At 64.0% G+C, this 26219-nt stretch carries 19 protein-coding genes; 14 read left to right on the top strand and 5 right to left on the bottom strand.

The genetic code is table 11. From position 1 onward, the window contains the following. Nucleotides 1–41: 41 nt before the first annotated feature. The 3 genes from ACEWQZ_RS13455 to uvrB form a co-directional block, all read right to left on the bottom strand. Complete coding sequence (locus ACEWQZ_RS13455; RefSeq protein WP_476483619.1) at nt 42–1352, bottom strand: hypothetical protein; 1311 nt, start codon at nt 1350–1352, stop codon at nt 42–44. A gap of 129 nt (nt 1353–1481) precedes the next feature. Further along, nucleotides 1482–2195 (bottom strand): ZIP family metal transporter, encoded by a 714-nt coding sequence (locus ACEWQZ_RS13450; protein WP_476483618.1) that lies wholly within the window; start codon nt 2193–2195, stop codon nt 1482–1484. Between the two features lie 39 nt (nt 2196–2234). Further along, the gene (gene uvrB, locus ACEWQZ_RS13445) at nt 2235–4253 is read right to left on the bottom strand and encodes an excinuclease ABC subunit UvrB (protein WP_476483617.1); all 2019 of its coding nucleotides are present in this window, start codon (nt 4251–4253) and stop codon (nt 2235–2237) included. A gap of 115 nt (nt 4254–4368) precedes the next feature. On the opposite strand from uvrB, the gene ACEWQZ_RS13440 reads away from it, so the two are divergent. The 14 genes from ACEWQZ_RS13440 to lexA all read left to right on the top strand — a co-directional run bounded on the left by ACEWQZ_RS13440 (nt 4369) and on the right by lexA (nt 20735). Next, nucleotides 4369–5547, top strand: a complete 1179-nt coding sequence (locus ACEWQZ_RS13440; RefSeq protein ID WP_476483616.1) for a pyridoxal phosphate-dependent aminotransferase — start codon at nt 4369–4371, stop codon at nt 5545–5547. 34 nt (nt 5548–5581) lie between these two features. Then, nucleotides 5582–6247: a YceH family protein gene (locus tag ACEWQZ_RS13435; RefSeq protein ID WP_476483615.1), complete on the top strand. Its 666-nt coding sequence runs from the start codon at nt 5582–5584 to the stop codon at nt 6245–6247. 156 nt (nt 6248–6403) lie between these two features. Beyond that, entirely contained in the window at nt 6404–6934 is a 531-nt protein-coding gene (locus ACEWQZ_RS13430; RefSeq protein ID WP_476483614.1) for a GspH/FimT family pseudopilin, read from the top strand. 132 nt (nt 6935–7066) lie between these two features. After that, entirely contained in the window at nt 7067–7705 is a 639-nt protein-coding gene (locus tag ACEWQZ_RS13425) for a TetR/AcrR family transcriptional regulator (RefSeq protein WP_476483613.1), read from the top strand. Further along, entirely contained in the window at nt 7702–10140 is a 2439-nt protein-coding gene (locus ACEWQZ_RS13420) for an acyl-CoA dehydrogenase (protein ID WP_476483612.1), read from the top strand. The genes ACEWQZ_RS13425 and ACEWQZ_RS13420 overlap by 4 nt, the downstream gene beginning before the upstream one ends. A 124-nt stretch (nt 10141–10264) precedes the next feature. Further along, a complete protein-coding gene (locus tag ACEWQZ_RS13415; protein WP_476483611.1) occupies nt 10265–12634 on the top strand; it encodes a 3-hydroxyacyl-CoA dehydrogenase/enoyl-CoA hydratase family protein in 2370 nt (789 codons plus the stop codon). A 127-nt stretch (nt 12635–12761) separates the two neighbouring features. Further along, nucleotides 12762–13940, top strand: coding sequence for an acetyl-CoA C-acyltransferase (locus ACEWQZ_RS13410; RefSeq protein ID WP_476483610.1), 1179 nt, complete (start codon nt 12762–12764; stop codon nt 13938–13940). A 491-nt stretch (nt 13941–14431) separates the two neighbouring features. Continuing rightward, on the top strand, nt 14432–15262 hold the full coding sequence (phhA, locus tag ACEWQZ_RS13405) for a phenylalanine 4-monooxygenase (protein WP_476483609.1): 831 nt from the start codon (nt 14432–14434) through the stop codon (nt 15260–15262). A gap of 14 nt (nt 15263–15276) precedes the next feature. After that, nucleotides 15277–15615 carry a 4a-hydroxytetrahydrobiopterin dehydratase gene (locus tag ACEWQZ_RS13400; protein WP_476483659.1) on the top strand — a complete coding sequence of 113 codons (339 nt, stop codon included), beginning with the start codon at nt 15277–15279 and terminating at the stop codon, nt 15613–15615. Next, entirely contained in the window at nt 15608–16558 is a 951-nt protein-coding gene (locus ACEWQZ_RS13395; protein ID WP_476483608.1) for an AAA family ATPase, read from the top strand. Before ACEWQZ_RS13400 ends, ACEWQZ_RS13395 begins: the two co-directional genes overlap by 8 nt. 155 nt (nt 16559–16713) lie before the next feature. Continuing rightward, entirely contained in the window at nt 16714–17523 is an 810-nt protein-coding gene (locus ACEWQZ_RS13390) for a DUF58 domain-containing protein (protein ID WP_476483607.1), read from the top strand. Between the two features lie 11 nt (nt 17524–17534). Continuing rightward, nucleotides 17535–19484: a transglutaminase TgpA family protein gene (locus ACEWQZ_RS13385; protein WP_476483606.1), complete on the top strand. Its 1950-nt coding sequence runs from the start codon at nt 17535–17537 to the stop codon at nt 19482–19484. 58 nt (nt 19485–19542) lie between these two features. Beyond that, nucleotides 19543–20085 (top strand): Slp family lipoprotein, encoded by a 543-nt coding sequence (locus ACEWQZ_RS13380; RefSeq protein WP_476483605.1) that lies wholly within the window; start codon nt 19543–19545, stop codon nt 20083–20085. Between the two features lie 35 nt (nt 20086–20120). Further along, complete coding sequence (gene lexA, locus ACEWQZ_RS13375; RefSeq protein ID WP_476483604.1) at nt 20121–20735, top strand: transcriptional repressor LexA; 615 nt, start codon at nt 20121–20123, stop codon at nt 20733–20735. A gap of 81 nt (nt 20736–20816) precedes the next feature. Here the strand turns inward: lexA and ACEWQZ_RS13370 are convergent, their stop codons facing one another. Together ACEWQZ_RS13370 and ACEWQZ_RS13365 are read right to left on the bottom strand one after the other, a co-directional pair. After that, nucleotides 20817–21566 (bottom strand): alpha/beta hydrolase family protein, encoded by a 750-nt coding sequence (locus ACEWQZ_RS13370; protein WP_476483658.1) that lies wholly within the window; start codon nt 21564–21566, stop codon nt 20817–20819. A 1447-nt stretch (nt 21567–23013) separates the two neighbouring features. After that, a complete protein-coding gene (locus ACEWQZ_RS13365; protein ID WP_476483603.1) occupies nt 23014–25971 on the bottom strand; it encodes a TonB-dependent receptor plug domain-containing protein in 2958 nt (985 codons plus the stop codon). Between the last annotated feature and the right edge of the window lie 248 nt (nt 25972–26219).

Here is a 26219-nt window from a genome sequence, read left to right as displayed (position 1 = left end):
TCAAGGGCGCGAGCAAACGAGATCGCTGCCGGCCCGGGAAATCAAAGCTGGCAGTTCAGCATGGCGTTCAGGGTCTGCTCCTCCTCGCTGAGCGCATCGGCATCGAAGAGCCGGCCTGCGTAGGCGTACTGGCGCCCGAACATCGCCGTCAGCTCGTAGATCTCGCGCGGTTCGAGCTGCGCTTCCAGTTCGTCGTGCCGGAAGCCCATGAGAGCCCCGTCTTCCGCAAAATACATGCTGGCGACAAAGCGCTTGCGGCCCTCGGTCGAAAGCATCGTAAGCGGCGAGCCGGCGCCGGCCGCTAGTTCTGTCAGGTGACGATCAAGGTCTTCGCGCGTGTTGATGGTGGCGTTCGCCCGGATGCGCTCGCGCGCCTCGTCACGCTCGGGGCAGCCGCGTATGTAAGAAGGCTTGTCGGTGTAAGCGAAGACGTCATCGGGCAACTGTGAAGCGTCGAGCAGGCCAAGCTGATCGAATCCCTCGGCGATCGCGTTGAACCCCTCGGGTCCACCCTGCCACCCGACCAGCGTGTGGACGATCTCGCCGTCGCGCACGAAATGAAACTGGGGCGTCGAGCCGAATTCGGCAACCGGCCAGCCGGCCGGATCGTCAGCCAGCACGGTGGGCACATTCGGATAGTGGTCATTCCAGTGCGCGAGGGAATGAAAAGTACCATCCATGGATGGACCTGCCACCCAGACGGAGCGCGAGCGAATCAAAGCGCCCAGCGTCTCGTCGGCCGGCAGCTCCTGAGCCGCCGCCCGAGAAAAGCTGCAGCCGGGGCTTGTGACGACCAGGAGCTTCGGTTCTTCAAGCGTCAGCCACTCGCCGCGCAGCCGGTTGGCCTCGTTCTCCACCCGCCAGATCTTCAGCCCGCTATCGGGGCGCTTTTCGGACGGGGCGACCCGTTCGGGCACGTCCGGCAGCTCGACATCCGGATACTGCGCTCTGATTTCACGCGCCGCCTCGTAGCGACCCGCCGCCTGATAAGCCCTGAGCAGCCGAGCCAATTCCCCGGCATCGGCCAGCTCACGCGAATAGGCCTCATCCACGGCCGCTCGAAGTCGCTCGAGTATCCAGTCTGGACGAGCATAGAATGACACGTTCCGGACGGCCCGCAGCCGAATCGAGACTTCGCCGTCGCTCGCCTGCGTCAGGTCTGAACCGTAGGCCTTGTCGCACCACAGCGCGCGGAAGCCAGCGGCCAGCTGTTCGGCGAGACCGCCGGTCTCGCCTTCGGAATAATCGTACGCACTGGAGATGGCCATCAGCTCGGTCAGGCGCTCGTCGTCGCTGCGCGTATCGCTCTCGCAAGCCGGCTCACCCGCAAGAACCAAATACGGCGCAAGCAACAGTACAAAAAACCAAAAAACACGCAAAGCCACTACTCTGCCTCCACTGTGAATCAATACCCCTACTTATAGAATGCCGCACACGCCTGGTCGATTTCAAACGCGCTCTGGAACCGCCGGTACTGTGCTTTAGCCGGTCAGCCCGTGCCCGATCATGCCCATCAGAAAGCCGGCCACGGCGCCCAGCGGCGGCGCCCAGTGGCGCTCGAGCCGCGCCTGGGGCGCGATGTCCTGGAAGATCAGGTAGAGGATGCCGCCGGAGGCGAACAACATGATCGCCGCGACGATCGCCTGCTGATCGGCGAGCAGAAAGAACCCGGCCAGCGCGGCGGCCGGGCCGAGCAGCGCAATGGCCGAGAAGGTGACCAGCACGGCTGCCTGCGAGGTGGCCGTGCTGTCGCGAATCTCGCGGTAGGCGTTGAACGCTTCGGGCACGTTCTGGAGCGCGATCAGCACCGCCAGCAAGGGTGCGGTGCTGCGGTCGATGGCGAACACGGCGCCCAGCGCCAGGGCCTCGGGCAGAAAGTCGGCGAGCATGGCCACGAACTGGCTCGCCGAGGTGCGGCGCCGCGCGAGCCCGCGGTCGAGCAGCAGAAAGGCCGCTCCGCCGAGCGAGAACCAGAGTGCGGCGCTGATCAGCGACAGCTCCTCCATGCCGTCGGGCACCAGCACCAGCGCAACCGCCGCCAGCAGGGCGCCGCCGCCGAAGGCGACGATGGAGTGACGCAGCTCCTCCTCGAGCCAGTTGGGCCGGAAGTTCTCGACGGCCGCCAGCGAAGCGCCGGCCGGCACGCTCAGGCCGGCGCCGGTGGCGATCAGGAGCACGATGATCCAGTCAGGCATTGCGCGGCACCTCCGCGTCAGATTCTTGCGCCAGGGGCATCAGGTCGCGACCTTGAAGCCCTGATCGCGCATTCGGTGGATGCGGTCGCGAATCTCGGCCGCCTTCTCGAATTCCAGGTTCTCGGCCGCCTTGAACATGTCTTTTTCGAGCCGGGCAATCTCGCGCGCGGCATCCTCGGGCGAGACCGGCTCGATCGCGTACTCGGAGGCGCGTTCCTCGGCCACCTGGCGCGCCGGCTTCTTCTTGCCCGGCATCTGCTGGGCGTCGGCCATGATGTCGGCGATGTTCTTGCGGATGGTCTGCGGCGTGATGCCGTGTTTTTCGTTATGGGCAATCTGCCGGGCGCGTCGACGCTCGGTTTCTTCGAGCGCGCGCTTCATCGAGTTGGTGGTCTTGTCGGCATAGAGAATCGCCTTGCCGCGCTCGTTGCGGGCCGCGCGGCCAATGGTCTGGATCAGCGAGCCTTCCGAACGCAGGAAACCTTCCTTGTCGGCATCGAGGATGGCGACCAGCGAGACTTCGGGCATGTCCAGGCCTTCGCGCAACAGGTTGATGCCGACGAGCACGTCGAAGGTGCCCAGGCGCAGGTCGCGGATGATCTCGACGCGCTCGACGGTGTCGATATCGGAGTGGAGATAGCGCACCCGCACGTCGTGCTCGACCAGGTATTCGGTCAGGTTTTCGGCCATGCGCTTGGTCAGCGTGGTCACCAGCACGCGATCGCCCTGGCTGACGCGATCTCCGATTTCCGACAGCAGATCGTCGACCTGGCTGGCCACCGGCCGCACCTCGACCTCGGGATCGACCAGCCCGGTCGGGCGTACGACCTGCTCGGCCACCGTGGTCGAGTGGTCGAATTCCCACTGCCTGGGCGTGGCCGACACCAGCATCATCTGCGGGGCCCGCTCCTCGAACTCCTCGAAGGTCAGCGGCCGATTGTCGATCGCCGAAGGCAGCCGGAAACCGTAATCGACCAGCGTCTCCTTGCGGGCGCGGTCGCCGCGAAACATCCCGCCGACCTGCGGGATGGTCACGTGTGACTCATCGACGATCAGGATCGAGTCCCTGGGCAGATAATCGAACAGGGTCGGCGGCGGATCACCGGGCTGGCGGCCGGTGAGGTGGCGCGAGTAGTTCTCGATGCCCTGGCAATATCCGAGCTCGAGCATCATCTCGATATCGAACTGGGTGCGCTGACCCAGGCGCTGGGCCTCGAGCAGCTTGCCGGCCTTTTCCAGGTGTTCCAGGCGCTCCCTGAGTTCGATCTTGATTGCGTCGACGGCGTCGAGCACGACCTGGCGCGGGGTGACGTAGTGGGTCTTGGGAAAGATCGTCAGCGCGTCGGTTTTCTCGCGCACTTCGCCGGTGAGCGGGTCGAAGAAGCTGATGCGCTCGATCTCGTCGTCGAACAGCTCGACGCGCACCGCCTCCATTTCCGAATCGCCCGGGAACATGTCGATGACGTCGCCCCGCACCCGATAGGTGCCGCGCCTGAGCTCGAAATCGTTGCGCGAGTACTGCATCTCGGCAAGCCGGCGCAGGATCTCGCGCTGGCTCAGCGGCTCGCCCACCTTCAGCGGCAGCGTCATCTTCAGAAACGAACCGGGATCGCCCAGACCGTAGATGCACGACACCGTGGCAACGATCAGCGAATCCGGCCGCTCCAGCAGCGCCTTGGTCGCCGACAGACGCATCTGCTCGATATGCTCGTTGATCGAAGCATCCTTCTCGATGAAGGTATCCGAGGAAGGCACGTAGGCCTCGGGCTGGTAATAGTCGTAGTAGCTGACGAAATACTCGACGGCATTGTCCGGGAAAAAGGCCTTGAATTCGCCGTAGAGCTGCGCGGCCAGGGTCTTGTTGGGTGCCATCACCAGGGCAGGACGCTGAGCGCGTTCGATCACGTTGGCCATCGTGAACGTCTTGCCCGAGCCGGTCACCCCCAGCAGGGTCTGGTGTGACTCGCCCGCTTCCAGCCCCTTGACCAGCGCATCGATCGCGGTCGGCTGGTCGCCGGCCGGCTGATAGCTCGACGCCATGCGAAAACGCCTGCTCATTGGTCCGGCTCACTCGTCAACATCGTCAGGGGCATTATAATGGCAACCATCATCGTGTCCTCGTGGGTGGCCATCATCGGCCGCCGAACAACAGAAATCAGTAGGGAGTTCTATCGTGACTTTTCGATTCGCAGCACGCGTCAGCCAGGTCAAACCTTCCGCCACCCTTGCCATGGCGGCCAAGGCCGGTGAACTCAAGGCCGCCGGCAAGGACGTGATCTCGCTGAGCACGGGCGAGCCCGACTTCGACACCCCGGCCCACATTCGCAAGGCCGCGGCCGAAGCCATCGAGGCCGGCCAGACCCGCTATACGCCGGTTGACGGTACGCCGGAATTGAAGCAGGCGATCATCTCGAAGCTGCAGCGCGACAACGAGCTCAGCTACGAGCCCAACCAGATACTGGCCTCGACCGGCGCCAAGCAGAGCCTGTACAACTTGATGCAGGCACTGGTCGATGAAGGCGATGAAGTCCTGATTCCCGCGCCCTACTGGGTCTCCTACCCGGACATGGCACGACTGGCTGGCGGTGCGCCGGTGATACTCAACACCGACGCCAGGAATGGCTATCTGATCACGCCGTCGCAGCTGGCGGCCTCCATCACCGACCAGACCCGACTGCTGGTGCTCAACTCACCAAGCAACCCCAGCGGTCGCGCCTATACCCGCGAACAGCTTGCAGCCATCGGCGAAGTGTTGCTGGACAACCCGAGAATCGTCATCTGCACCGACGATATCTATGAACACATCTGGTGGGCTGATGAACCTTTTTCGACGCTCGCCCAGGTCGTGCCCGCGCTGCGCGATCGCACGCTGGTGGTCAACGGCGTCTCCAAGGCCTACGCGATGACCGGCTGGCGCATCGGCTATACCGCGGGGCCGGAGCCGATCATCAGAGAGATGAAAAAGATCCAGGGTCAGAGCACCTCCAACCCCAGCTCGATCAGCCAGGCCGCCGCGGTGGCGGCCCTCAACGGTGACCAGAGCTGCGTCGGCGAAATGTGCGCGGCCTTCAAGCAGCGCCACGACTGGCTGATTCCGGCGTTGAATGCGCTCCCGGGAGTGCACTGCGAGCCCGGCGAAGGCGCGTTTTATGCCTTTGCCGACTTCAGCGGCGCAATCGAGAAGCTGGGGCTCAACGATGACATCGAGCTGGCCGAACACTTGCTCGACAAGGCCCTGGTCGCCACCGTGCCCGGCACGGCCTTTGGCACCGCCGGCCACCTTCGCTTGTCGTTCGCCTGCGGTCTCGACACGCTCAAGACCGCGATCGAACGCATCGGCCAGGCGCTTTAGAACCCGCCGCCGGCAACCACAAAAAGGCCAGCTCATGGACGACGAATCGACCGCTCATCATCATGGCGAAACCGAAGAACCGCAAGGCCTTCGCCTCAGCGCCGTTGAGGCACGCGTGCTGGGCTGCCTGGTGGAAAAGGAAGCGACCACCCCGGATGCCTATCCGCTGACGCTCAACGCCACCACCACAGCCTGTAACCAGAAGTCCAGCCGTGACCCGGTGATGAAGCTCGAGCCGGGTCGCGTCGGCCAGGCCCTGCGCGAGCTCGAGCGCAAGGGCCTGGTGCGACATCAGTTTTCCTCGCGCGCCGAACGCTACCGGCACACCGCCGAAAAGGGGCTGGAGCTGACGCGGGGCCAGCTGGCCGTACTGACCCTGCTGATGCTGCGCGGACCCCAGACGATCAACGAGCTGCTTACCCGCAGCGAGCGCATCCATCGCTTTGATGACGCCGACGACGTTGCCTTCACACTCGAGCGGCTGTCGCAGAAGGAGCCGGCCATGGCCACTCGCCTGCCGCGCCGCTCCGGCCAGCGCGAAGACCGCTACATGCACCTGCTGTGCGGTCCGGTGGATATCGCGGCACAAACGCCCCCGGAACCCGCCATGGCGGCCGACGATGACAGGGACCTGGCCGCACGCCTCGAAGCGCTCGAACAACGGGTGGCCGACCTCGAAGCCCGCCTGGCCAGCGACTGATCTCGCGCCAGCGGCCAGCCGGGCCCGCTGAGCACCACGCCGACGGCGCGGCGCGGCGATTTCCTACACCCGCGACCGGCACCGCACCGATGACCACGCCTGCGGCCCCGGGTGATGCTCAAAGCCTCCAATCATGCGATGTCGAGGAGGTTTGTCATGCACCGGCCCGATCACTCCGGATTCACGGTCATCGAAATGATGATCACTTTATCCGTCCTCGCGATTGTTCTGACCCTGGTGGTGCCGGCCTTCGGTCGCCTCGTCATGCAGCAACGCGTGACCGCGACCACGAACCACGTCGTCGCCCAGCTGCAGTTCGCGCGCAGCGAAGCCATCCGCCGCAATGCCCCGGTAGCGGCCTGCCCGAGCAGTGACGGCCTGAGCTGCACCGGCGGCAATCGCTGGGAGGCAGGCTGGATCGTCTATCTCGACGGGGACAAGAGTGGACAACCAACGCAGACCGACGACGTGCTGCGGGTGATCCAGGCGGTTCCGGAGCAGACCATGCACTCCGGCGGCCGCAAGCGCGCCCGCTTCAAGGGCAGCGGTGCCGCCTACGGCAGCAATCTGACCATCCGCGTCTGCGCAAGGGACAATCCACAGGCCGCCCGCGCGGTGATCGTCTCCAACCCGGGCCGAGTGCGCGCAACGCGCGAGGTCGACCCGGCCGAGTGCGAAAGCCGTTGAGCATTTTGTTATTGGCGCCTCTGCGTCTTTGGCGTTATCAGATGGGCTCTTTTCCGGGGTTTCGCGCTCGCCCGCTTGCATGATGCGTCTGTACGGCGTAGCATTAAAACGTTCGTTTTAATCGAGCGTTTCATGCCCGTTTCGACCCGCGATCGCATTCTCGACGCCGCCGAGCGCCTGTTCGCCGAACAGGGGTTTCATCTGACCACGCTCAGGCAGATCACGCAGGCCGCCGGGGCCAATCTGGCCGCGGTCAACTACTACTTCGGCTCCAAGCAGGCGCTGATCCGGGCGATCTTCCGCCGCCGGCTCGACGCCCTCAACGCCGCCCGGCTCGAGCGGCTCGATGCCGTCGAAAGCGGACACGGTCGGCCCGATCTGGAAGCCGTGCTCGACGCCTTCGTGGAACCGGCCCTGGAGTTCACGCAGGGCGGCGATGCCGAAGGACAGCGCTTCATGCAGCTACTGCTGCGGGCCTTCGCCGATCGCGACACGGCGCTGCACGAGGCCATGCGCCAGGAATACGCCCACGTCATGCGGCGCTTTGCCGAGGCCGTGGCCGCAGCTCTGCCCGAGACTGACCACACGCGCCTTCGCCACCAGCTCGATTTCATCGTCGGCGCATTGACGCTGACCATGGCCGAATCGGCCCTGAAGGACACCCGCACCATCGCCGCGGAGCTGGCGCAGTTCGCTGCCGCCGGCCTGCGCGGAAGTATTGAAAGCCCCGACCCTGAACGGGTTCGACGCACCCTGGAGACAACGTCATGACCTGGTTGTTGATCATCGCGCTCATCATCGGCCTGCTCGCGCTGGCCTGGTTCCGCTCGCCGGCGTGGCTGGCCGCGCTGCTCGCGGCCGCCGCCCTGGCCGGCACGATCTGGCTGCCGGTCGCCTGGCCGGTGGTCACCCTCTACGCGCTGACTTTCGTCGCCCTGTCCGTGGCCGCCATCCGACCGCTGCGCCGGGTGCTGATCTCCGACCGCCTGTTCGGCTGGTTCAAGTCCGTGCTGCCCTCCATATCCGACACCGAGCGCGAGGCGCTGGACGCCGGCACGGTGTGGTGGGATGCCGAACTGTTCTCCGGTCGTCCGCGCTGGAAGAAACTGTTCGCGGTCGACAAACCGGCCCTTTCGAGCGAGGAACAGGCTTTCGTGGACAGCGAAGTCGAGCAGCTGTGCGCCATGCTCGACGAGTGGCAGATCAACGCCGAGCTCAAGGATCTGCCCCTGGAAGCCTGGCAGTTCATCCGCGAGAAGGGCTTTTTGAGCATGATCATCCCGAAGGAATACGGCGGCCTGGGCTTCTCGTCGCAGGGCAACGCCGCGGTGGTGACCAAGATCGCCACGCGCAGCCTCTCGGCCGCGGTGTCGGTGATGGTGCCCAACTCGCTCGGCCCCGGCGAGCTGTTGATGCACTTCGGCACCGACGAGCAGAAGAAGCACTACCTGCCGCGCCTGGCAAAAGGCGAGGACATCCCCTGCTTTGCCCTGACCTCACCGCTGGCCGGCTCCGACGCCGCCGCCATGCCCGACGAAGGCATCGTCTGCAAGGGTCAGCACAACGGCAAAGAAGTGCTCGGTCTGCGCGTGAGCTGGGACAAGCGCTACATCACCCTGGCGCCGGTGGCCACCGTGCTCGGCCTGGCCTTCAAGGCGAAGGATCCCGACGGCCTGCTGGGCGACCGCGAGAGCCTGGGCATTACCTGCGCGCTGATCCCCACCGATACGCCGGGCGTGCAGGTCGGCGATCGCCACCGGCCCGGCGGCAGCATCTTCCTCAACGGCCCCACGCGCGGCGAAGACGTGTTCATACCGCTCGACTGGATCATCGGCGGTGCCGAACGCATAGGCCAGGGCTGGCGCATGCTGATGCACTGCCTGGCCGCCGGTCGGGCCATCTCCCTGCCCGCCCAGAGCGTGGCCAACGGCAAGCTGGCCAGCATGGTCACCGGCGCCTATGCCCGGGTGCGCTACCAGTTCAAGCAGCCCATCGGCCACTTCGAGGGCATCGAAGAGCCGCTGGCGCGAATCGCCGGCGAAACCTACCGCATGGAGGCGACGCACAAGCTGACCTTGAGCGCGCTCGATCAGGGCGAAAAGCCGGTCGTGCTGTCGGCCATCCTCAAGGCCTATCTCACCGAAGCCAATCGCCGCGTGCTCAACGATGCCATGGATGTACACGGCGGCAAGGCCGTGGTCGAGGGGCCCAACAACTACCTGTCGATTCCCTGGCAGTCGATTCCGGTGGCGATCACCGTCGAGGGCGCCAACATCCTGACGCGCTCGATGATCGTCTTCGGCCAGGGCGCGATCCGCTGCCACCCCTGGCTGCTCAAGGAAATGATGTCGGCCGCCGACGACGATCCGAAGGCCTTCGACAGCGCGCTGTTCGGGCACATGGGTTTTGTCATTTCCAACTTCGTGCGCGCCCCGCTGCTGGCTCTGACCGGGGGGCTGTTGAGCCGCTCGCCGGTGTCGGGCTCCACCGCCGGTATGTACCGCAAGCTCAACCGCTTCAGCGCCGCGTTCACGCTCGCCGGCGATCTGTGCCTGCTCATCCTCGGCGGCAAGTTCAAGTTCAAGGAAAAGCTTTCGGGCAGGCTGGCCGACGCGCTGGCCCACCTCTACATGGCCTCGGCCTCACTGCGCCGCTTCGAGGATGACGGTCGGCCCGAGGAGGATCTGCCGCTGCTGCAGTGGGCGGTGGCCGACAGCCTTCAGCAGGTCGAGAACGCGCTCCATGCCGTACTCCAGAATTTCCCGATCGCAGCGCTCGGCGGCCCGCTGCGCGTGCTGCTGTTCCCCTGGGGCCGCAGACAGCGACCGGTCGACGACCGTACAACCCATCGCATCGCCCGGCTGACCATGGAGGCCTCGGCCAGCAGAGAGCGGCTGATCGCCGGCGCCTATCAGTCGCAGGCCGATGACGCCACCGGATTGCTGGCGCAAGCCTTCGAGGCGGCACTTGCCGCTGCGCCCGCCGAGATGGCGGTGCGCAACGCGCTCAAGACGGTGCCGACGCCGGTCAACGTCGACCGAGTCGTCGAAAAGGCCGTCGCGGCAGGCGTGATCACCGAAGAACAGGCCGCGGATCTCCAACGCGCGCAGGAGCTGACCGCGAAGGTGATCGCCGTCGACGAGTTCACGCCCGAGCAAATCGGCGGCAAGCAGGCCATGCAGCCGCCGGTGGCCAAGGCGAGCTAAAACCCGAGAAACCACGGAGAGCACGAAACACACGGAATCTTGAGCTTGATAACCTCCGTGACTTCCGTGCCCTCCGTGGCTCCAGATTTTCATTGAACCCAATTCGGAACATGAAGGAACACAGATGACGAATCACAAGCTTCAGGTACGTCGCGCCGCGGTACTCGGTGCCGGGGTGATGGGTGCGCAGATTGCCGCGCATCTGACCGCCGCCGGCATTCCGGTCGATCTCTACGACCTGCCCAGCGAAGACGGGCCGCGCAACCGGCTGGCCGAAGAAGGCATCAAGCGCCTGGGCAAGCTCAAGCCGGCGCCGCTTGCCAGCAAGGACCTGGCCGAGTTCATCCGGCCGCTGAACTTCGCCGACAATCTCGAGCAGCTCGGCGACTGCGACTTCATCATCGAGGCCGTGGCCGAGCGCATGGACATCAAACGCGACCTCTACGGCAAGATTGCCGAGCATATCGCCGACGACGCGATCTTCGCTTCCAACACCTCGGGCCTGTCGATCACCGAGCTGTCCAACGAGCTCCCCGAGCCCCTGCGCGAGCGCTTCTGCGGCGTGCATTTCTTCAACCCGCCGCGCTACATGCACTTAGTCGAGCTGATTCCACACGCCGCCACCGACGCCAGGGTGCTGGATCTGCTCGAGGACTTCCTGACGCGCAACCTGGGCAAGGGCGTGGTTCGCACCCGCGATACCGCCAACTTCATCGCCAACCGCGTGGGCATGTTCACCATGCTCTCGACCATGCATCACGCCGAGCGCCTGGGCCTGGGCTTCGACACCGTCGACGCGCTGACCGGCCCGGCCATCGGCCGCCCCAAGAGCGCGACCTTCCGGCTTGCCGACGTGGTCGGGCTGGACACCATCGGCAACGTCATCAACACGATGGACGACCAGCTCACCAAAGATCCCTGGCACGCTTGGTTCAAGCAGCCGGCCTGGCTGAAGCAGCTCATCGAGGCCGGCGCCGTGGGTCAGAAAGCCGGTGCGGGCGTCTTCCGCAAGGAAGGCAAGACCATCCGCGTGCTGGATCCTGCATCGGGCGACTATCGCGACGCCGACTACGCGCTGCCCGACGAGGTTCAGAAGGTACTTTCGATCCGCGACCCGGGCGAGAAACTGGCCGCGCTGGCCCGCTGCGAGAACCCGCACACCGAACTGCTGTGGTCGATCCATCGCGATCTGTTCCACTACTGCGCCTTCCACCTGGCCGAGATTGCCGACAGCGCGCGCGAAGTCGACCTGGCCATTCGCTGGGGCTATGGCTGGAAGGTCGGACCGTTCGAGATCTGGCAGTCGGCCGGCTGGCGGGCCATGGCCGAGCTGGTCGAAAAGGATATTGCCAAGGGCCGCACCGGCGTCGAGGCAGATTTGCCCGACTGGGTCGGCAAGATCGAGGCCGCGCACACCGCCGAAGGCTCCTGGGCCGCCGATCAGGCGCGCTACCTGCCGCGCCCGGATCTGCCGGTATTCCAGCGCCAGTACCAGCCGGTGCGCCTGCTGGGCGAGAAAACCGAATCCGGCACTACCGTTGACGAGACCGACTCGATCCGGCTGTGGACCCTGTACGACGATGTTCTCATCGCCAGCCTCAAGGGCAAGATGGCGGTGATCGATGACGGCGTGGTCGACGGCCTCAACGCCGCCATCGAGCAGGCCGAATCCGACTTCGAGGGCCTGGTGATCTGGCAGCCCGCCGGCCCCTTCTCGGCCGGCGCCAACCTCAAGGCCGCCGCCGAAGCGATCCAGCAAGGCGACTTCGACAGCGTGCGCGAACTGATTGCCGGCTTCCAGGCGGTCAACCTGCGGCTGCGCTACGCATCCGTGCCTTCGGTCGCGGCGGTTCGCGGCCTGGCCCTGGGCGGCGGCCTGGAACTTGCCATGCACGCGGCCATGCGCGTTGCCCACCTGGAAAGCTACATGGGCCTGGTCGAGGCCGGCGTCGGGCTGGTGCCGGCTGGCGGCGGCCTGGCCACCCTGGCCATGCAGATCGTCGACGACACCAAGGCCGGCGACAGCTACCCCCTGCTGGAGAAGCGCTACAAGCAGATCGCCATGGGCCAGGTCAGCGGCTCGGCGATGGAAGCGCGCGAGATGGGCTATCTGCGCGCGCACGATCGCATCGTGCTGCACGAACACGAGCTGCTGCACGCCGCCCACCACGGCGTGCGCGCGATGGCCGCCGCCGGCTACCGTCCGCCGATGGCCGGGCGCCGCTTCCCGGCCGCCGGCGATATCGGCATCGCCACGCTCAGGACGCTGCTGGTCAACATGCTCGAGGGTCACTTCATCTCCGAGCACGACCACGAGATCGGCCGGCGCATCGCCACGGCCATCTGCGGCGGCGAGATCGACCGCGACTCGAAGGTCGACGAGGCGTGGATCCATGACCTTGAACGCGAGCATTTCATGGAGCTGTGCGCGATGGAAAAGACCCAGGAGCGCATTGCCCACATGCTCAAGACCGGCAAGCCGCTGCGCAATTGATGCGAACCATCAAACACGAGAAACCACGGAAATCACGGAATGCACGGAAAATCGGTTCAAGACAGTCCGTGAATTCCGTGATCTCCATGGTTCCATGTTGTAAGGAATCAGGCAAAGGAATCGAATCATGAGTGACGCATACGTAGTCTCCGCCGTCAGAACGCCCGTGGCGCGGGCGTTCAAGGGCGCTTTTCGCAACTATCGTCCGGACGACATGCTGGCGCATGTCATTCGCGAATCGCTGGCCGAAGTACCCGATCTCGACCCCGCGCGCGTCGAGGACGTGATCGTCGGCTGCGCCATGCCCGAAGCCGAGCAGGGCATGAACGTCGCCCGCATCGGCGCCCTGCTGGCCGGCCTGCCCGATTCGGTGCCCGGCGTGACCGTCAACCGCTTCTGCTCGTCGGGCCTGCAGACGATTGCCATGGCCGCCGACCGCATTCGCCTCGGCGAGGCCGACGTGATGATCGCCGGCGGCACCGAGTCGATGACCATGGTGCCGATGATGGGCCACAAGGTGGCGATGAACCCGAAGGTCTTTACCGACGACAACCTGGCCATCGCCTACGGCATGGGCATCACCGCCGAGAAAGTGGCGAAGAAGTGGGGCGTCTCGCGCGAGGATCAGGACGAATTCGGCTACCGGTCGCACCAGAAGGCGATCAGGGCGATTGACGCCGGCGAGTTCACCGAGATCCGCCCGGTCACCGTGACCAACCGGATCCCCGGCGCCGACGGCACGGTGCGCGAGACCGAAACGGTTGTCGACACCGACGAGGGTCCACGCCGCGACACCACACCCGAAGTGCTGGGCAAGCTCCGGACGGTGTTCGACGCCAAGGGCACGGTCACCGCCGCGACCAGCTCGCAGATGTCGGACGGCGCCGGCGCCCTGGTGCTGGTCTCCGAGCGGGTGGTCAAGGAACTCGGGCTCGAGCCCCTGGCGGTCTTCCGCGGCTTTTCGGTGGCCGGCGTGCCGCCCGAAGTGATGGGCATCGGCCCGATCGAGGCCATCCCGAAAGTGCTCAAACAGACCGGTATCGGCAAGGACGAACTCGACTGGATCGAACTCAACGAAGCCTTCGCCGCCCAGGCTCTTGCGGTGATCAGAAACACCGGTCTCGATCCCGACAAGGTCAACCCGCTCGGCGGCGCCATCGCGCTGGGCCACCCGCTGGGCGCAACCGGCGCGGTTCTGGCCGCCAAGGCCATTCACGGCCTGCAGCGCCGCCAGCAGCGCTATGCAATGATCACGATGTGCATCGGCACCGGCATGGGCGCCGCCGGGATTTTCGAGAAACTCTAGGAGAAGGAAAGCCGCTGGAAAACGTAGCTAGCGGGTGTCTGACGGTGGCCGCCGGAGCGCAGGAACCGCAGCGCAGGCGAAAGCACGGTGCGGTTTGCGCGCAGCGCAAAAAGCGCCGGGCTGCAGCCGTGGCGCGTGTATGTGCTGATACGTGAAGATTACGAGCACCGCCGGACGCCGTCAGACGCACGCGCAGTAGTTTTGCAGCGGTTTCGAAAAAAAAGGCGGCGCAGGGGAAATTGCGCCGCCTCAACCCCCAGCGAACCCCGGTCGGGGCTCTCCTGGGTGCGCCCGTACCAGCAACGGGCTGACCTGCCAAGGCCGTTGAAGTACAGTTTCTCAAGATCCCGGCCGTGCCGACAGCGGCAATCCACCCGGCGCAAGGTAGGAAATCCACTCGTCCGCATGTAGGAAATTTCTTACACACCTCTTTCCCCCTGCGCCGCTGGCCGCCTACCCACTCGTAGGCCGCTCGCACCACAAGTGATAACATGAAACGGATCAATTACCAGGAGGTACTCATGGGCAAGCCAACCAAGTACGAGGCCAAGGTTCCGGACGAAAACGGCATCATCCCGTACACGGACGCAGAACATGACGTGTGGCGCGAACTGTATGAACGCCAGATCAAGGTGGTGCAGGGCCGGGTCTGCCAGGAGTTCCTCGACGGCCTGGAGGTTCTGAACCTTCCGGCCGATCGCATTCCCCAGCCGAAGGAAATCTCCGCCATACTGCGCGAGCGCACCGGCTGGGAAGTGGCGCCGGTACCGGCACTGATCAACTTCGACCGCTTTTTCAAGCTGCTTGCCGACAAGAAGTTTCCGGCCGCCTCCTTCATTCGCACGCGCGAATCGATGGATTATCTGCAGGAGCCGGACATCTTCCACGAGATCTTCGGCCACACCACCATGCTGACGCATCAGGCCTTTGCCGACTTCACGCACGCCTACGGCCTGGCCGGCGTAAAAGCCAGCAAGCAGGAACGCGTCTTCCTGGCACGCTTGTATTGGTTCACGGTGGAGTTCGGCCTGATCCAGAACGGCAGTCAGCTGAGCATTTACGGCGGCGGCATCGCCTCATCGCCGGGCGAAACCGTCTACTCGCTCGAAAGCGACGAGCCGATACGTCGGCCGTTCGATCCCATCGACGCGCTTCGCACACCCTATCGAATCGACATCTACCAGACGGTCTATTACGTGCTCGAGCGCATGGACGACCTGTTCGATCTGGCCAATGCCGATCTGCTTGCGCTGATCCGCAAGGCGCGCGCGCTGGGCGAGTTCGAACCCACCTATCCACCCAAGAACAAGGAGGCAGCCTGATCATGTCCGACCCCATGACCGATTCCCTGACCGAGAAGAAGTGTGTTCCCTGTGAAGGCGGCACCGATCCGCTCGAGCGCGATCGTATCGACGAACTGCTGCCGCAGATTCCCGGCTGGCAGGTCGATGCCGACGGCAAGAGAATCTACCGCCGCTTCGAGTTCAAGGGCTTCTACAAGACGATGGCCTTCATCAACGCGATGGCCTGGGTGGCCAATCAGGAAGGCCACCACCCCGACTTCGAGGCCGGCTACAACTTCTGCCTGATCCACTTCACCACCCACGCCATCGAGGGCTTGAGCGAAAACGACTTCATCTGCGCCGCCAAGGTCAACGCACTGCTGGATGAGTAGCCAATCAACCGCCCGATCGACGGCCCCCCTGGCGGAAGATCTGGCCCGGGCACGAGCCACCGTCAACGAGATCATCGTCGACAAGAGCGAGGTCATCGACCTCGCCTTCTCGGCGCTGCTTGCCGGCGGCCACCTGCTGATCGAGGACCTGCCCGGCGTTGGCAAGACCACGCTGGCCCAGGCTCTGTCGCTGGCAGTTGGAGGCAACTGGCAGCGCATCCAGTTCACCAGCGATATGCTGCCGGCCGATATCCTCGGGGTGTCGGTGTTCCGGCGCGAAGGCGAGCGCTTCGAATTCCGACCGGGGCCGATCTTTGCCAATGTCGTGCTTGCCGACGAAATCAATCGGGCCACGCCGCGCACGCAATCAGCGCTGCTCGAAGCCATGGCCGAAGGCCAGGTCACGGTGGACGGCCAGACGCATGAACTTCCACGTCCGTTCTACGTGATTGCCACGCAGAACCCGCTTGACCTGACCGGAACCTATCCGCTGCCCGATTCCCAGCTGGATCGCTTCTTGCTGCGCACCCGCGTCGGTTACCCCTCGGCAGCCGAAGAAAGGCGACTACTGATCGAACCCGATCGCCGCGACCTGCTCATGGGCGTGCAGCCGGTCCTCGATCCCGGGCGGGTTGTGCAACTGATCGAGCTTGCCGGCGCTGTGCACGTTTCCGAGCCGGTGCTGGACTACATCCAGGCGCTGGTCGCGGCCACGCGCTCCCACCCGGCAGTCAAAGCGGGTCTGTCCCCGCGCGCAGCCCTGGCCCTGATCCAGACGGCACGAGCTCACGCGCTGGTCATGCAACAGGATTTCTGCCTGCCCGACAACGTCCGCGCCATTTTCCCGGCGCTGGCGGCACATCGCCTTCAGCCGGTGGCCGAATCGAACATGAGCGGCGATGCCGTGGCGGCGGAAATCCTGGAGTCGACGCCCGTCCCCTGATGAGCCAGACCAGCGGTGCACGGGCTGGCGCACGGCCCGCGAATCCTGTTGCTCGCTGGTTCAGGCGACGCACACGGCCGAATCTGCCCCTGCGCCTGGCTTATCGGCAGATCTTCATCCTGCCGACCCGGTTCGGCTGGATGCTGGGAATCCTCATGGCCGCGATGCTGATCGGCAGCCTGAACTTCAACAACAACCTCGGTCTGCTGACCACCTTTCTCGTCGCTTCAGCGGCGACCAACTCGATGCTGCTGGCGTATCGCAACTTGCGCGGCCTGAAACTGCTTCAGGGCCTGGCACAACCGGTCCATGTCGGCGACCCTGCCCGCTGGCATCTGGCGGTCATCGAGCCCGGCACGGCTGCACGTGAAGGCCTGGTGTTGAGCGCGTCGAATGCTCGTGCTCAGTTCAGCGTGCCGGCTGGCGGCTCGAGCAAGGTCGTCATCGAACTGCCCACCTCCCGGCGCGGATGGCAGCACGCCGGCAGGCTCCGCATTGCCACCACCCAGCCGCTGGGGCTGTTTCGCGCCTGGTCCTGGTTCGAGCCGACCACCGCTTTTCTGGTGTGGCCCCGGCCGGCCGTCGACGCACCCCCGCTGCCGGAAACAGGCAGTGCGCAGCACGGGCAGCACCGGCCCGCCCGAGAAGAGGGCGATGAATTTCACAGCCTGCGGCGCTGGCGTGAGGGTGACCCGCTGCATCGGATCGCCTGGAAGGCCAGCCAGAGGCACGGGACGCTGCTGTCACGGGAGTTCCGGCAGGAGCGTGCTCGCGACCTCGCCTTCAGCCTGGCAACAACGCCCGGGCGCGACGCTGAGGAACGCATCAGCATCCTCACCGCCTGGATCCTGCGGGCGGAGGGCGACGGTCGCCGCTGGTCGCTCGACACCGGAACCGATCAGCTCGGGCCGGGCCGCGGCGAGAAACACAAGCACGCCGGCCTGCGGGCCCTGGCCGAACTGTGAAGCCAACCCCCATGGCCCTGCCGGCTTTGCCGCTGGCGTGGACGGCAGCGGCTTTTCTGCTGGCCGCCCTGCCCCACCTGCTGTCGATGCCGCCGCTGCTCGGCGTGCTGGCCCTGGCGCTGAGCGGCTGGCGCGTTGTTGCAGCGCTGCGGCACTGGCGGCTGCCGCCGACCTGGCTGCGGCTGCTGTTGACCCTGGGCCTCATCGCCGTGCTGATCATCAGCCTCGGCGGGCTGTGGGGCCGGCGCGGAGCAACCGCGCTGCTGTGCTTGATGCTGGCCGCCAAGATGCTGGAACTCAAACGCCTGCGCGACATGCGAATGGTCGCGTCGGTGTCGCTGTTTCTCATCGCCAGTCAGTTTCTTTTCAGCGAGCGGTTCGTTTACATTGCCTACCTGTTTGGCGGCGTCCTGCTGGTGTTCTGTGCCCTGCTGCAGATCCAGCGCCTCGAGCTCGGTCATGCCGCCAAGCCTTTGCCGCCCCGACCGCTGGCCAAACAGGCAGCGGCCATGATTCTGGCCGCCTTGCCGATGGCGCTCGTCCTGTTTGTCGCCTTCCCCCGGCTGGCCGAGCCGCTCTGGGGCCTGCCCGACCGCGTGATGGACGGCAAGACCGGCCTGTCCGACAGCATGTCGCCCGGCGCCATCGCCAGTCTGTATATCGATGACTCTCCGGCGTTCCGGGCGGAGTTCAACGGTGCGCCGCCAGCACCTCAGCAGCGCTACTGGCGCGGCCCCGTACTCTGGCGCTTCGACGGCGACACCTGGGAGCGCTCGTACCTGCCCACTCGCACGCCCGCCAGGGAGGTGGCGCCGGGCGGTGACGACTATCGGTATACGGTCCAGCTCGAGCCACACGAGCGACGCTGGTTGTTTGCCCTCGACTATCCCGTCATTCAGCCGGAAAATGCCAGCATATCGATGGACTTCCAGATCGTCCGCCGCCACCCGGTCACGACGCTGACCGAATACTCGATGCGCAGCAATCCGGATTTCACCGACATGCCGCAGCTGCCTGAAACCATTCGCCGTCTGGCCCTGCAGCTTCCGGAGGGGCGCAACCCACGTACCCGCCGGATGGCCGCTGAGCTGCGCCAGCAGTTCGACAGCGACCGTGCGCTCATCGAGCACGTACTCGCCTGGCTGCGGGAAGAGCCCTTCTTCTACAGCCTGGACACCGCGCCACTCGGCCGCCATAGCGCCGATGAATTTCTTTTCGACTTGCGCGAAGGTTACTGCGAATACTATGCCTCGGCGTTTGCGGTCATGATGCGCGCGGCCAATATTCCGACGCGTGTGGTAACCGGCTACCAGGGCGGCTACTGGCAGGAGGGCGGCGAGTATCTGCTGGTGAGACAGTCCGACGCTCATGCCTGGGTCGAAGTCTGGCTGGCCGGCAGCGGCTGGACTCGCGTTGACCCCACCGCCGCGGTGTCTCCGGACCGCATAGAAAGCGGGGCCGGCAGCGTCGCCGGAGGCAGCGGCAACCGCGACTGGCTTCTGATGCTGCGCAACCGCTACGATCGCCTGCAACACCTGTGGAACTCCTGGGTGCTCGGCTTTGACGCCGCGCGCCAGCAGCGCCTGATGGGGTTCATGGGCCTGCCCGATCTCTCGCGCACGGGGCTGGCGCTGTTCATGGTCGTCGTCATCGGCCTGCTCGTCGGCGGGATCGCCTGGTTCTGGCTGCGCGCGGCCGCGGGTTCAACGGATCCGGTGGTTCGCGCCTGGCAGCGGCTGGGGCAACGCCTGCGCCGGCGCGGGCTGGGGCCACTTACCGGTGAAACACCCCTGGACTGGGCCGGACGCGTGGCCCCCGAGCTAAAATCGGGTGGGCGCCTGCGCGAGCTGGCCAGGCTCTATTGCCTGCTGCATTACGGCGAGCTCAACGACCCCGAGCGCCGCGCGCACTTCATCAGGGCAGTGCGCCGCCTGCCTCTGACAGCAGCGCTTGAACCGTGAGGCGGTCTCGGCGTCTAATACGATCAAAGACGCTCTGAAAATGCCGGAGGAGATCCCCATGAACAAGTTGGTTGCCGGTCTGGCCCTGACCGTTCTGCTCGCCAGCGGGTGCGCAAGCATTCCCCGTCCACTCGAAGGCGAAGTCTCCGCCGTCGCCCCTGAGGAATCCAGCGACCACGATGTCGGGCAGACGGTTCGCTGGGGTGGATACATCGTCGACACCCGACCAGGCAAAGCAGAGACCTGCATCGAAGTGCTGTCGCAGCCGCTGGACAAACGTGCCCGACCGCTGGCCGGTGACGGCCACCAAGGGCGCTTTCTGGCCTGCCGCGATGGCTTCGAAGACCCGGCGATTTTCGAGACCGGTCGCGATCTGACGATCATGGGCGAGCTCACCGGCTTTGTCGAAGGCCATATCGGGGAGTTTCAATACATTTATCCACGCGTCGAGGCGCGCGCTCTGTACCTCTGGCCCGAGGAGGTCGTAATCCATCACGACACCGGCCCATGGCTTTACTACGACCCGTGGTGGCCCTACGCCCGCTATCCGATGACCCGTTCACGCTGGCAGATTTCAGGGAGCGTCATTCTGACTGACTGAAACCGCAACAAGCTGTTTTTTGATACAGTCAAGCGATGCAATTGACGCCGCGCCAGCAGCAGATCCTGGAGTTCATCGAACAGCGCACGCAGTTCGAGGGCCTGCCACCCACGCGGGCGGAAATCGTCGAGCATTTCGGCTTTGCCTCACCCAACGCCGCGCAGTGCCACCTTCGAGCCCTGGCACAGCGCGGCGCCATCGAGCTGCGGCCCGGCCGTGCACGGGGTATCGTGCTTGTTGGTCGGCAGCCGCGGTCGACAACGTCGGGCAGCGTGCCCATCATCGGGCGAGTGGCCGCGGGCTCGCCGTTACTGGCCGTCGAGAACCTCGAAGACGAGCTGGCAGTGGATGCCAGACACTTCCACCCAGCGCCCGACTACGCCCTGCGCGTGCACGGAGAAAGCATGATCGGGGCCGGCATCAACGACGGCGACCTGTTGCTGGTTCACCGCACACCGGAAGCCGCAGATGGGCAGATCATCGTTGCGCGCATCAATGACGAAGTCACCGTCAAGCGCCTGCAACGACGCCGCAACAGCATCCTCCTGCAGGCCGAAAATCCGGCCAATATGCCGATTCGTGTCCGCGCCTCTGACGACTTTTCGATCGAAGGACTGGGCGTTGGCGTAATCCGGCGGCGCATTTCATAGCGGGTCGGCACCTATGACCAGATCAACAGCATAAAGGGCGTCCAGTGGACGCCCTTTTCAGCTTTGCAAGCTCCGAGCGATCTAGCTGCTGGCCCTTGGGAAATCATCGAACCCGCATTCCTTGCGGAGAAAGTCGCTGATCAACGACAACGTTTCCTCGTGATGTCGGTAATACCACGGCATCTGATGCGGCATGTCCTGGATGATCTCCAGCCGAGCCGGGACCCTGTCCTTGACCGCGCGATAGAATTCCCGGGCGTGACGCTCCGGGGTGCGCACGTCACGGCTACCCACATAGATCAGGACCGGGATGTGCGCCTTGTCGGTATTCTGCATCGGATCCATGCCGCGTACGGTAACCCCCTGCAGCAGACGCTGCGTGCGATTCTGGCTCCAGCGAGTGCCAATACGGGTCAGGTTGGTCACCGGAGCGCCGGAAATGGCACAGCGGAATGGGGTGTCCGGCCGCACGGTCGCTGCTGCAGCGGCAAACCCGCCATATGAATAGCCAAAGATCACCAGCGCATCGGGATCGGCAATGCCCTGCTCCACCGCCCACTTGGCACCATCGTCCTTGTCGTCCTGCATTTTCTGCCCCCATTCGGCGTCGCCGGCGACCCAGAGTTTACGGCCCAGGCCCTGACTGCCGCGATACTGCGGGCGCAGCACGGCAAATCCGCGGGAGGTCAGAAACGGTACCCAGCCGGAAGCATCCCAACCGCCGAAGTCCCGGCTCCAGGGCCCACCGTGCGGATTGACCACGAGCGGCAGCGGTCCATCCTCCTCCTTGTTCCAGCCTGCCGGCAAATCCAGCAGGGCGGGAATCTTCATTCCATCCCGCGCCGCATAGGTGATCCAGCGCTGCTCGCCCAGATCCTCAGAGTCGATCCAGGGCCGCTCGCTGCCAAGCGTCTGAATTCTCTTGCCGTCAAACAGAAGATGGTAACTGGTCGGATGCCGATTGCTGGAGGTCTGGAAAAGCACCCGTGAGAGGCCCTCGTTGTAAGCCGTTATGGATACCGTCTGGTCGGGATACTGCTTTTTGAGACCATCGTGCAGAGCCCGCATTTCGGCATTGACATAAGTAGTCTCATGAACCGGACCAGCCACGGTGAACGAAACGACTTCGTTGAAGTTATCGGGCTGAGTTCCGAAGCCAAGGCGCGCGATGGAAAAGCGGGGATGGGCCAGCAGTGGTTTGTCGCTGAAAGACCGGGCCTTGGGATCATACTCCCAGGCTTGCACCAGATCCGAGAACTTGTCTGTCAGTACATAGTACTTGCCGCTGTCCTCATCAATGCCGACCATTCGCATCTGCACGCGGTCGGCGAGCATGGTCTTCAGTTCATCATGCTTTTCGAATTCTCCGGTTTCAGGGTTGCGTATTTCAATGCTCTGCTCGTAACGATTACCCGACTTTGCGGTCATGGCGTTGCGCGTGAGCAGTTGCCCGTTGCGCGGGTGAAACAGGCCAGGTGAGGCCTCGGGACTGCCCCTGAAACGCAAGTTGATCCGGCCGCTGGTCAAGTCGTATTCGTAATAGTTGCTGGTGAGCTTCAGCATGTTGGTTCTACGGACAATTACCTTTTCAGGGTCCAGCGGCAGCAGGCTGACCAGGCCTGCGGTGCCGGTCAGTTCAGCGCAGCGCTTGGTCGCCTCGCTGGCGCCCAGCATGCGCTTGCCCGACTCAAAGGCCTCCTCGAAATCCTTGTGCTGGGCATCTGTCAGATAGCTTTTGAAAATGAAGGTGGTCTCTGCGCCGAAGTCCCTGCCTTCGCCACACCCGCCCAGGGCTGCAGTCATTTCCTGCCGACCCGTCACGAGCACTTTCCCCGCTTTGAGCGCTGCCGCGTGGATGAACTTCATCTTGTCGCCGCTGGGGGTAATCACCGGCCCCTGATCGAGATTGTCCAGATCCCAGGTCGCCAGCGCGGTATCTCGATGGTCGCTGCCCGGCGCGCTGATGATGGCTGCCAGGTGCTTGCCGTCAGTGCTCATCGATACCGAGCTGATCGCGGGCTGACGCGCGATGGACTCGATAGAGATGGGTGCTGCATGAACTGCGCTCCCAAAAATCATGAGTGCTGCAATACTGAGTGTCCGAAAGGCCTTGAACATGATGCGTATCCCGCTGTGCTGACTGTTTACTGCGCTGCTGTAGCGCAAGAGCAATTCTGTGGAAAGTGATCTTTGGCTCGCTAGTTTAAAAAAAAATGGCGCCCCGGTGGGGCGCCATCTGCGAAATAACCTTGAAAGGTTTTTCAGGGTCTCCAGTCGATCAGAAGCGGTAGTTGATACGGCTGAAGATCCGCCGTCCCAGCAGGCTCGCCTGAGTACCGTCGATCGGGAAGTTGCCGTGCGTATAGACCGCGCCAGCAGCGCCGGCCGACACCAGGTCGGGCTTCTCATCGAAGATGTTATTGACCCCGATAAGGAAGTCCCAACGGTCCTGCTGATACAGGAACGACAGGTTGTGCTGCCACCAGGCCTCGAACTTGATATCGCGGTACGCGTTGTCTTCACCGTAGTAGCTGATCTCGGCATTGGCGAAGCGAGATGCGTCCGTGGATGAAGCGTACTGCATGTAGTAGGTCGCCGACCAGTCGCCTCTGCGGGCGGTGGCACGGAGATTGCTGACGATCTCGGGCGTACCGATATCTCCCACCACGTCCAGATCGTCATATCCGTCGACTTCACCCGGGGCAAAGAGCTGCAGCTCGTTCTTGCGCTGCCGTGTCGTCTGCGACTCCAGGTTGAGGCTACCCCAGTTGAAGTTCTGCTTCCAGGTGAGGTTCAGGTCCAGACCCTCGACTTTCTGGGTGTTGATATTGACGTAGCTGTCGTTGATGACGTCGATGTTGTAGGCACCGATCGGCGCATCACCCGGGTTACGAGTCAGCAGTTCGCAGAACTGGTTCGGGAAATTGTCACCAGTGTAGCAACCGGCCGCAATGGCGCTCGCACCCAGCTGGGCGATCTGATCCTTGACCTCGATCTGGTACCAGTCCAGCGCCACGTTGAGGTTGGTGAATTCGGGCGTCCAGACGATACCGAAGTTGTACGCGTCGGAAGTCTCGGATTCGAGATTGTCGACGCCACCGCCGGAGATGACCGTGATCGAAGAGCCCACGCCCGCGTAATCACCCGGGATACCTTCAGCGGCACAGTTGGTACGGATGTTTTCGTTGGTGCTGTCCTCCCACTCGATGCAGGGGTCGAGCGTCTGACCGACAAACCCGCTCTGGTCACCGAGGAACTGCTCGAACAGTGCCGGTGCGCGGTAGGACGTTCCAGCCGTGGAGCGGAGACGTACGGTGGGTACGATCTGCCAGTTCAGGCCAGCCTTCCACACGGCATCGCTGCCGCCGCTGTCGTAGTCGAAGTAGCGGGCGGAACCGTTGAAGGTCAGCGATTCAAACGCGGGAATACCTGCCAGAAGCGGCACTTCGACCTCGCCAAAGACCTCGGCGACGTTGTTGCTGCCCTTGGTCACGGTTGCTGAAGAAAGGCCCCAGGAATCGCCTGCCTGTGACAGCGGATCGGGCTGGTCGTCGATACGGAAATCGCGGTATTCCACCCCAAGCGCCGTGCCGACGGTGCCGGCCGGAAGCTCGAACAGGTCGCCAGTAATGAGACCGGTAACCTGCCACTGCTCATAAAGGGTGTTACCGAGCGTGTCGGCACCGACGATGCTGATCAGCTCGTCCATCTTGTTGCCGTTCAGATAACCCGGATCAAACGGATCATAGCTTGGCGGGTTGAGGTCGTAATCAACGTCACCCGTGCGACTGCCGTCGATGGCGTTCTGCCGGTAGTCGCCGTCCGAGCGTGAGTAGCTGCCATGCACCTGCCAGCTCCAGTAATTCTTGGTCGGCAAGCGGCCGGTGAGGCCGGTCGAGGCATAGTAGTAGTCAACGTCGATGTTCGAGTTGAGCGGGTACGGGTAGAGAGGCTGGGTCAACTGCCCTTCCACCGGTGAAACCGCCGGGTCAAGCGGATTCCAGGTCGGATCGTTAGCGTAGGCAAGGCTGCCATCACCGGTCAGCGCAGCGGCCTGAGCGCCGCCAATAAACGGGAAGAACTGGCGCCAGCCCTCACGCGTGGTTTCACGATTGCTGTAGAGAAAATCGGCGTCCCACTCGACATCGCCGAAGGTGAAGTCGGCCGTCGCATAGAAGTTCATGCGCTCGCGTTCGTTGATGACCGTTTCCGACTCCATGAACTTGCCGTTGCGTACGGTTTCGTACCAGGCCTGCCCATACGGCTCTTCGTCGTAGCGATTGTCACGGAGATCACGGCGACCGGGGAAGGGGCCGGCAAACTCGCCATCGGGAGAAGTGATCCAGCGATCACCCGTCAGCCCATCAATGATCGAGTCGTACCACATGCCGTAACAACCACCGGTCGAAGTACCGGCATTAACGGAGCGGTCTTCCCGATCGATGCGATGGCCATCGGCATTCCAGACCCGATCCTTTTCGCATCTGAGAAAATCGCGATCCCCAGCGCGCAGGGCCTTCTGCTTCTCGTACTGCGCCGAGAAGGTCAGACTGCCATTGTCGAAGTTGGCGCCGGTAATGGCACCAAAACGATAGAACTCGCCGCCGCTGTCAAGCGGAGCGTCGACAGCGACATTGAGCTCTGTCCGATCGACCGATCGACGGGTGATGATATTGGCCACACCAGCCACGGCGTCGGAACCATAAATGGAAGAGCTGCCGTCAAGCACGATTTCAAAACGGCTGACTGCAATGTCGGGAATCATGCTCAGGTCCACGGCCTGCACTTCGCCACGCGTTCCCGAGCCGCCGGGGCGACGCCCGTTGAGCAGCGTCAGAGTGCGCGAAGTACCAAGGCCGCGCAGATCCAGGGTCTGCACGCCGGTGCCGCCCTGAACGACATAACCACCGAACTGGTTATTCATCTGCGTGGTACCGGAAGCTACTGAGGAGCTCTGCAGAATATCCGCGGCCGACAACTGACCCGCCTGGAACTGAGTCTCGGCATCGATCACCTGCATCGGCGCCGCCGAGGAGAAATCCTCTCGCTGCAGCAGCGAGCCAGTCACCTCGATACGATCAAGCGTTGATTCCTCCTGGCGGCCCTCATCCTGAGCCTCGGTCGTGTCGACCTGGGACTCGTCGTCCTGCGCCCACACCGGGGTAGCGCTCGTTGCCACGAGCCCCAACCCGGCGACCAGCGCCGTGTATAGCAATTTCTTTCTTGCGTTGCGCACTGTTAACAACCTCCATATGAACTGCAAACTTGGACCCTGATCATCATCCGGCACCCTCATTCTGCCCGGCCGACCCCTTTTTCGGTCGCATGAGCCAAAGTGACCGATCGCTGTTATAGCCAGCGGACATCCTTGATGCTCTCCAGGCGACGATTAACCGATCACAGGCCTGTCGTTACCCACAAAATTAATATTTCGTTATGGTCAAGCGAAACAGACTTTACAATTGCTGGCGCCCGGATGCAAGT

The organism is Wenzhouxiangella sp. YN1 (assembly GCF_056324145.1).
This window is presented reverse-complemented; position numbering and strand designations above follow the sequence as displayed.

Coding starts and splice junctions, on each gene's coding strand:
- ACEWQZ_RS13450 (WP_476483618.1), bottom strand. CDS start 2,195: ATGCCTGACTGGATCATCGTGCTCCTGATCGCCACCGGCGCCGGCCTG.
- uvrB (WP_476483617.1), bottom strand. CDS start 4,253: ATGAGCAGGCGTTTTCGCATGGCGTCGAGCTATCAGCCGGCCGGCGAC.
- ACEWQZ_RS13435 (WP_476483615.1), top strand. CDS start 5,582: ATGGACGACGAATCGACCGCTCATCATCATGGCGAAACCGAAGAACCG.
- ACEWQZ_RS13430 (WP_476483614.1), top strand. CDS start 6,404: ATGCACCGGCCCGATCACTCCGGATTCACGGTCATCGAAATGATGATC.
- ACEWQZ_RS13425 (WP_476483613.1), top strand. CDS start 7,067: ATGCCCGTTTCGACCCGCGATCGCATTCTCGACGCCGCCGAGCGCCTG.
- ACEWQZ_RS13420 (WP_476483612.1), top strand. CDS start 7,702: ATGACCTGGTTGTTGATCATCGCGCTCATCATCGGCCTGCTCGCGCTG.
- ACEWQZ_RS13415 (WP_476483611.1), top strand. CDS start 10,265: ATGACGAATCACAAGCTTCAGGTACGTCGCGCCGCGGTACTCGGTGCC.
- ACEWQZ_RS13410 (WP_476483610.1), top strand. CDS start 12,762: ATGAGTGACGCATACGTAGTCTCCGCCGTCAGAACGCCCGTGGCGCGG.
- phhA (WP_476483609.1), top strand. CDS start 14,432: ATGAAACGGATCAATTACCAGGAGGTACTCATGGGCAAGCCAACCAAG.
- ACEWQZ_RS13400 (WP_476483659.1), top strand. CDS start 15,277: ATGACCGATTCCCTGACCGAGAAGAAGTGTGTTCCCTGTGAAGGCGGC.
- ACEWQZ_RS13395 (WP_476483608.1), top strand. CDS start 15,608: ATGAGTAGCCAATCAACCGCCCGATCGACGGCCCCCCTGGCGGAAGAT.
- ACEWQZ_RS13390 (WP_476483607.1), top strand. CDS start 16,714: ATGGCCGCGATGCTGATCGGCAGCCTGAACTTCAACAACAACCTCGGT.
- ACEWQZ_RS13385 (WP_476483606.1), top strand. CDS start 17,535: ATGGCCCTGCCGGCTTTGCCGCTGGCGTGGACGGCAGCGGCTTTTCTG.
- ACEWQZ_RS13380 (WP_476483605.1), top strand. CDS start 19,543: ATGAACAAGTTGGTTGCCGGTCTGGCCCTGACCGTTCTGCTCGCCAGC.
- lexA (WP_476483604.1), top strand. CDS start 20,121: ATGCAATTGACGCCGCGCCAGCAGCAGATCCTGGAGTTCATCGAACAG.
- ACEWQZ_RS13370 (WP_476483658.1), bottom strand. CDS start 21,566: ATGAAGATTCCCGCCCTGCTGGATTTGCCGGCAGGCTGGAACAAGGAG.